Origin of the sequence: Saccharopolyspora rectivirgula DSM 43747 (genome assembly GCF_000497205.1) — a bacterium.
Classification (GTDB): domain Bacteria; phylum Actinomycetota; class Actinomycetes; order Mycobacteriales; family Pseudonocardiaceae; genus Saccharopolyspora; species Saccharopolyspora rectivirgula.
In genome coordinates this window covers 1-5,385 of the sequence record NZ_AYJW01000109.1, presented here as the reverse complement: position 1 = coordinate 5,385, position 5,385 = coordinate 1, and the positions used below count along the sequence as shown (strand labels likewise).

Here is a 5,385-nt window from a genome sequence, read left to right as displayed (position 1 = left end):
AGGAGAAACATACGAAGGCGCATAACGATACCACTGACCCTCAGCAATCTTAAACTTCTTAGACGAATCACCAGAACGGAAAACATCCTTCATAGAAATTTCACGCGGCGGCAAGTTGCCATACAAAACAGGGTCGCCAGCAATATCGGTATAAGTCAAAGCACCTTTAGCGTTAAGGTACTGAATCTCTTTAGTCGCAGTAGGCGGAAAACGAACAAGCGCAAGAGTAAACATAGTGCCATGCTCAGGAACAAAGAAACGCGGCACAGAATGTTTATAGGTCTGTTGAACACGACCAGAAAACTGGCCTAACGACGTTTGGTCAGTTCCATCAACATCATAGCCAGATGCCCAGAGATTAGAGCGCATGACAAGTAAAGGACGGTTGTCAGCGTCATAAGAGGTTTTACCTCCAAATGAAGAAATAACATCATGGTAACGCTGCATGAAGTAATCACGTTCTTGGTCAGTATGCAAATTAGCATAAGCAGCTTGCAGACCCATAATGTCAATAGATGTGGTAGAAGTCGTCATTTGGCGAGAAAGCTCAGTCTCAGGAGGAAGCGGAGCAGTCCAAATGTTTTTGAGATGGCAGCAACGGAAACCATAACGAGCATCATCTTGATTAAGCTCATTAGGGTTAGCCTCGGTACGGTCAGGCATCCACGGCGCTTTAAAATAGTTGTTATAGATATTCAAATAACCCTGAAACAAATGCTTAGGGATTTTATTGGTATCAGGGTTAATCGTGCCAAGAAAAGCGGCATGGTCAATATAACCAGTAGTGTTAACAGTCGGGAGAGGAGTGGCATTAACACCATCCTTCATGAACTTAATCCACTGTTCACCATAAACGTGACGATGAGGGACATAAAAAGTAAAAATGTCTACAGTAGAGTCAATAGCAAGGCCACGACGCAATGGAGAAAGACGGAGAGCGCCAACGGCGTCCATCTCGAAGGAGTCGCCAGCGATAACCGGAGTAGTTGAAATGGTAATAAGACGACCAATCTGACCAGCAAGGAAGCCAAGATGGGAAAGGTCATGCGGCATACGCTCGGCGCCAGTTTGAATATTAGACATAATTTATCCTCAAGTAAGGGGCCGAAGCCCCTGCAATTAAAATTGTTGACCACCTACATACCAAAGACGAGCGCCTTTACGCTTGCCTTTAGTACCTCGCAACGGCTGCGGACGACCAGGGCGAGCGCCAGAACGTTTTTTACCTTTAGACATTACATCACTCCTTCTGCACGTAATTTTTGACGCACGTTTTCTTCTGCGTCAGTAAGAACGTCAGTGTTTCCTGCGCGTACACGCAAGGTAAACGCGAACAATTCAGCGGCTTTAACCGGACGCTCGACGCCATTAATAATGTTTTCCGTAAATTCAGCGCCTTCCATGATGAGACAGGCCGTTTGAATGTTGACGGGATGAACATAATAAGCAATGACGGCAGCAATAAACTCAACAGGAGCAGGAAAGCGAGGGTATCCTACAAAGTCCAGCGTACCATAAACGCAAGCCTCAACGCAGCGACGAGCACGAGAGCGGTCAGTAGCAATCCAAACTTTGTTACTCGTCAGAAAATCGAAATCATCTTCGGTTAAATCCAAAACGGCAGAAGCCTGAATGAGCTTAATAGAGGCCAAAGCGGTCTGGAAACGTACGGATTGTTCAGTAACTTGACTCATGATTTCTTACCTATTAGTGGTTGAACAGCATCGGACTCAGATAGTAATCCACGCTCTTTTAAAATGTCAACAAGAGAATCTCTACCATGAACAAAATGTGACTCATATCTAAACCAGTCCTTGACGAACGTGCCAAGCATATTAAGCCACTTCTCCTCATCCAACGCGTCAGTTTTTGACAGAATCGTTAGTTGATGGCGAAAGGTCGCAAAGTAAGAGCTTCTCGAGCTGCGCAAGGATAGGTCGAATTTTCTCATTTTCCGCCAGCAGTCCACTTCGATTTAATTCGTAAACAAGCAGTAGTAATTCCTGCTTTATCAAGATAATTTTTCGACTCATCAGAAATATCCGAAAGTGTTAACTTCTGCGTCATGGAAGCGATAAAACTCTGCAGGTTGGATACGCCAATCATTTTTATCGAAGCGCGCATAAATTTGAGCAGATTTGTCGTCACAGGTTGCGCCGCCAAAACGTCGGCTACAGTAACTTTTCCCAGCCTCAATCTCATCTCTCTTTTTGCGTTCTGCTTCAATATCTGGTTGAACGGCGTCGCGTCGTAACCCAGCTTGGTAAGTTGGATTAAGCACTCCGTGGACAGATTTGTCATTGTGAGCATTTTCATCCCGAAGTTGCGGCTCATTCTGATTCTGAACAGCTTCTTGGGAAGTAGCGACAGCTTGGTTTTTAGTGAGTTGTTCCATTCTTTAGCTCCTAGACCTTTAGCAGCAAGGTCCATATCTGACTTTTTGTTAACGTATTTAGCCACATAGAAACCAACAGCCATATAACTGGTAGCTTTAAGCGGCTCACCTTTAGCATCAACAGGCCACAACCAACCAGAACGTGAAAAAGCGTCCTGCGTGTAGCGAACTGCGATGGGCATACTGTAACCATAAGGCCACGTATTTTGCAAGCTATTTAACTGGCGGCGATTGCGTACCCGACGACCAAAATTAGGGTCAACGCTACCTGTAGGAAGTGTCCGCATAAAGTGCACCGCATGGAAATGAAGACGGCCATTAGCTGTACCATACTCAGGCACACAAAAATACTGATAGCAGTCGGCGTGTGAATCATTAGCCTTGCGACCCTCGGCAGCAAGAACCATACGACCAATATCACGAAAATAGTCACGCAAAGCATTGGGATTATCATAAAACGCCTCTAATCGGTCGTCAGCCAACGTGAGAGTGTCAAAAACGATAAACCAACCATCAGCATGAGCCTGTCGCATTGCATTCATCAAACGCTGAATAGCAAAGCCTCTACGCGATTTCATAGTGGAGGCCTCCAGCAATCTTGAACACTCATCCTTAATACCTTTCTTTTTGGGGTAATTATACTCATCGCGAATATCCTTAAGAGGGCGTTCAGCAGCCAGCTTGCGGCAAAACTGCGTAACCGTCTTCTCGTTCTCTAAAAACCATTTTTCGTCCCCTTCGGGGCGGTGGTCTATAGTGTTATTAATATCAAGTTGGGGGAGCACATTGTAGCATTGTGCCAATTCATCCATTAACTTCTCAGTAACAGATACAAACTCATCACGAACGTCAGAAGCAGCCTTATGGCCGTCAACATACATATCACCATTATCGAACTCAACGCCCTGCATACGAAAAGACAGAATCTCTTCCAAGAGCTTGATGCGGTTATCCATCTGCTTATGGAAGCCAAGCATTGGGGATTGAGAAAGAGTAGAAATGCCACAAGCCTCAATAGCAGGTTTAAGAGCCTCGATACGCTCAAAGTCAAAATAATCAGCGTGACATTCAGAAGGGTAATAAGAACGAACCATAAAAAAGCCTCCAAGATTTGGAGGCATGAAAACATACAATTGGGAGGGTGTCAATCCTGACGGTTATTTCCTAGACAAATTAGAGCCAATACCATCAGCTTTACCGTCTTTCCAGAAATTGTTCCAAGTATCGGCAACAGCTTTATCAATACCATGAAAAATATCAACCACACCAGAAGCAGCATCAGTGACGACATTAGAAATATCCTTTGCAGTAGCGCCAATATGAGAAGAGCCATACCGCTGATTCTGCGTTTGCTGATGAACTAAGTCAACCTCAGCACTAACCTTGCGAGTCATTTCTTTGATTTGGTCATTGGTAAAATACTGACCAGCCGTTTGAGCTTGAGTAAGCATTTGGCGCATAATCTCGGAAACCTGCTGTTGCTTGGAAAGATTGGTGTTTTCCATAATAGACGCAACGCGAGCAGTAGACTCCTTCTGTTGATAAGCAAGCATCTCATTTTGTGCATATACCTGGTCTTTCGTATTCTGGCGTGAAGTCGCCGACTGAATGCCAGCAATCTCTTTTTGAGTCTCATTTTGCATCTCGGCAATCTCTTTCTGATTGTCCAGTTGCATTTTAGTAAGCTCTTTTTGATTCTCAAATCCGGCGTCAACCATACCAGCAGAGGAAGCATCAGCACCAGCACGCTCCCAAGCATTAAGCTCAGGAAATGCAGCAGCAAGATAATCACGAGTATCCTTTCCTTTATCAGCGGCAGACTTGCCACCAAGTCCAACCAAATCAAGCAACTTATCAGAAACGGCAGAAGTGCCAGCCTGCAACGTACCTTCAAGAAGTCCTTTACCAGCTTTAGCCATAGCACCAGAAACAAAACTAGGGACGGCCTCATCAGGGTTAGGAACATTAGAGCCTTGAATGGCAGATTTAATACCAGCATCACCCATGCCTACAGTATTGTTATCGGTAGCAAGCACATCACCTTGAATGCCACCGGAGGCGGCTTTTTGACCGCCTCCAAACAATTTAGACATGGCGCCACCAGCAAGAGCAGAAGCAATACCGCCAGCAATAGCACCAAACATAAATCACCTCACTTAAGTGGCTGGAGACAAATAATCTCTTTAATAACCTGATTCAGCGAAACCAATCCGCGGCATTTAGTAGCGGTAAAGTTAGACCAAACCATGAAACCAACATAAACATTATTGCCCGGCGTACGGGGAAGGACGTCAATAGTCACACAGTCCTTGACGGTATAATAACCACCATCATGGCGACCATCCAAAGGATAAACATCATAGGCAGTCGGGAGGGTAGTCGGAACCGAAGAAGACTCAAAGCGAACCAAACAGGCAAAAAATTTAGGGTCGGCATCAAAAGCAATATCAGCACCAACAGAAACAACCTGATTAGCGGCGTTGACAGATGTATCCATCTGAATGCAATGAAGAAAACCACCATTACCAGCATTAACCGTCAAACTATCAAAATATAACGTTGACGATGTAGCTTTAGGTGTCTGTAAAACAGGTGCCGAAGAAGCTGGAGTAACAGAAGTGAGAACCAGCTTATCAGAAAAAAAGTTTGAATTATGGCGAGAAATAAAAGTCTGAAACATGATTAAACTCCTAAGCAGAAAACCTACCGCGCTTCGCTTGGTCAACCCCTCAGCGGCAAAAATTAAAATTTTTACCGCTTCGGCGTTATAACCTCACACTCAATCTTTTATCACGAAGTCATGATTGAATCGCGAGTGGTCGGCAGATTGCGATAAACGGTCACATTAAATTTAACCTGACTATTCCACTGCAACAACTGAACGGACTGGAAACACTGGTCATAATCATGGTGGCGAATAAGTACGCGTTCTTGCAAATCACCAGAAGGCGGTTCCTGAATGAATGGGAAGCCTTCAAGAAGGTGATAAG

General features: G+C 44.7%; 9 protein-coding genes. All 9 read right to left on the bottom strand.

Features of this window, described 5'->3' with window-relative positions; genetic code table 11:
- Positions 1-1,083 (bottom strand): major capsid protein (locus SREC43747_RS22405; protein WP_002357248.1); only part of this gene is annotated, 1,083 nt, incomplete at its 3' end.
- A 36-nt stretch (positions 1,084-1,119) separates the two neighbouring features.
- Complete coding sequence (locus tag SREC43747_RS22400; RefSeq protein ID WP_000033471.1) at positions 1,120-1,236, bottom strand: phage DNA packaging protein J; 117 nt, start codon at positions 1,234-1,236, stop codon at positions 1,120-1,122.
- The gene (locus SREC43747_RS22395) at positions 1,236-1,694 is read right to left on the bottom strand and encodes a scaffolding protein D (RefSeq protein ID WP_000084700.1); all 459 of its coding nucleotides are present in this window, start codon (positions 1,692-1,694) and stop codon (positions 1,236-1,238) included. The genes SREC43747_RS22400 and SREC43747_RS22395 overlap by 1 nt, the downstream gene beginning before the upstream one ends.
- Positions 1,691-1,930: a phage DNA packaging protein C gene (locus SREC43747_RS22390; RefSeq protein ID WP_016670801.1), complete on the bottom strand. Its 240-nt coding sequence runs from the start codon at positions 1,928-1,930 to the stop codon at positions 1,691-1,693. The genes SREC43747_RS22395 and SREC43747_RS22390 overlap by 4 nt, the downstream gene beginning before the upstream one ends.
- The gene (locus SREC43747_RS22385; protein WP_435988044.1) at positions 1,863-2,015 is read right to left on the bottom strand and encodes a hypothetical protein; all 153 of its coding nucleotides are present in this window, start codon (positions 2,013-2,015) and stop codon (positions 1,863-1,865) included. Before SREC43747_RS22385 ends, SREC43747_RS22390 begins: the two co-directional genes overlap by 68 nt.
- Positions 1,948-3,489, bottom strand: a complete 1,542-nt coding sequence (locus SREC43747_RS22380; protein ID WP_000252566.1) for a replication endonuclease — start codon at positions 3,487-3,489, stop codon at positions 1,948-1,950. Before SREC43747_RS22380 ends, SREC43747_RS22385 begins: the two co-directional genes overlap by 68 nt.
- Before the next feature lie 63 nt (positions 3,490-3,552).
- Entirely contained in the window at positions 3,553-4,539 is a 987-nt protein-coding gene (locus SREC43747_RS22375; RefSeq protein WP_000466547.1) for a Minor spike protein, read from the bottom strand.
- Between the two features lie 8 nt (positions 4,540-4,547).
- Complete coding sequence (locus SREC43747_RS22370) at positions 4,548-5,075, bottom strand: hypothetical protein (protein WP_000487867.1); 528 nt, start codon at positions 5,073-5,075, stop codon at positions 4,548-4,550.
- A gap of 110 nt (positions 5,076-5,185) precedes the next feature.
- Positions 5,186-5,385 (bottom strand): major capsid protein (locus SREC43747_RS22365; protein ID WP_001712343.1); only part of this gene is annotated, 200 nt, incomplete at its 5' end.

Excerpts from the sequence above, each read along its gene's own strand:
- SREC43747_RS22400 (WP_000033471.1), bottom strand. The coding sequence starts at position 1,236 with ATGTCTAAAGGTAAAAAACGTTCTGGCGCTCGCCCTGGTCGTCCGCAG.
- SREC43747_RS22395 (WP_000084700.1), bottom strand. The coding sequence starts at position 1,694 with ATGAGTCAAGTTACTGAACAATCCGTACGTTTCCAGACCGCTTTGGCC.
- SREC43747_RS22380 (WP_000252566.1), bottom strand. The coding sequence starts at position 3,489 with ATGGTTCGTTCTTATTACCCTTCTGAATGTCACGCTGATTATTTTGAC.
- SREC43747_RS22375 (WP_000466547.1), bottom strand. The coding sequence starts at position 4,539 with ATGTTTGGTGCTATTGCTGGCGGTATTGCTTCTGCTCTTGCTGGTGGC.
- SREC43747_RS22370 (WP_000487867.1), bottom strand. The coding sequence starts at position 5,075 with ATGTTTCAGACTTTTATTTCTCGCCATAATTCAAACTTTTTTTCTGAT.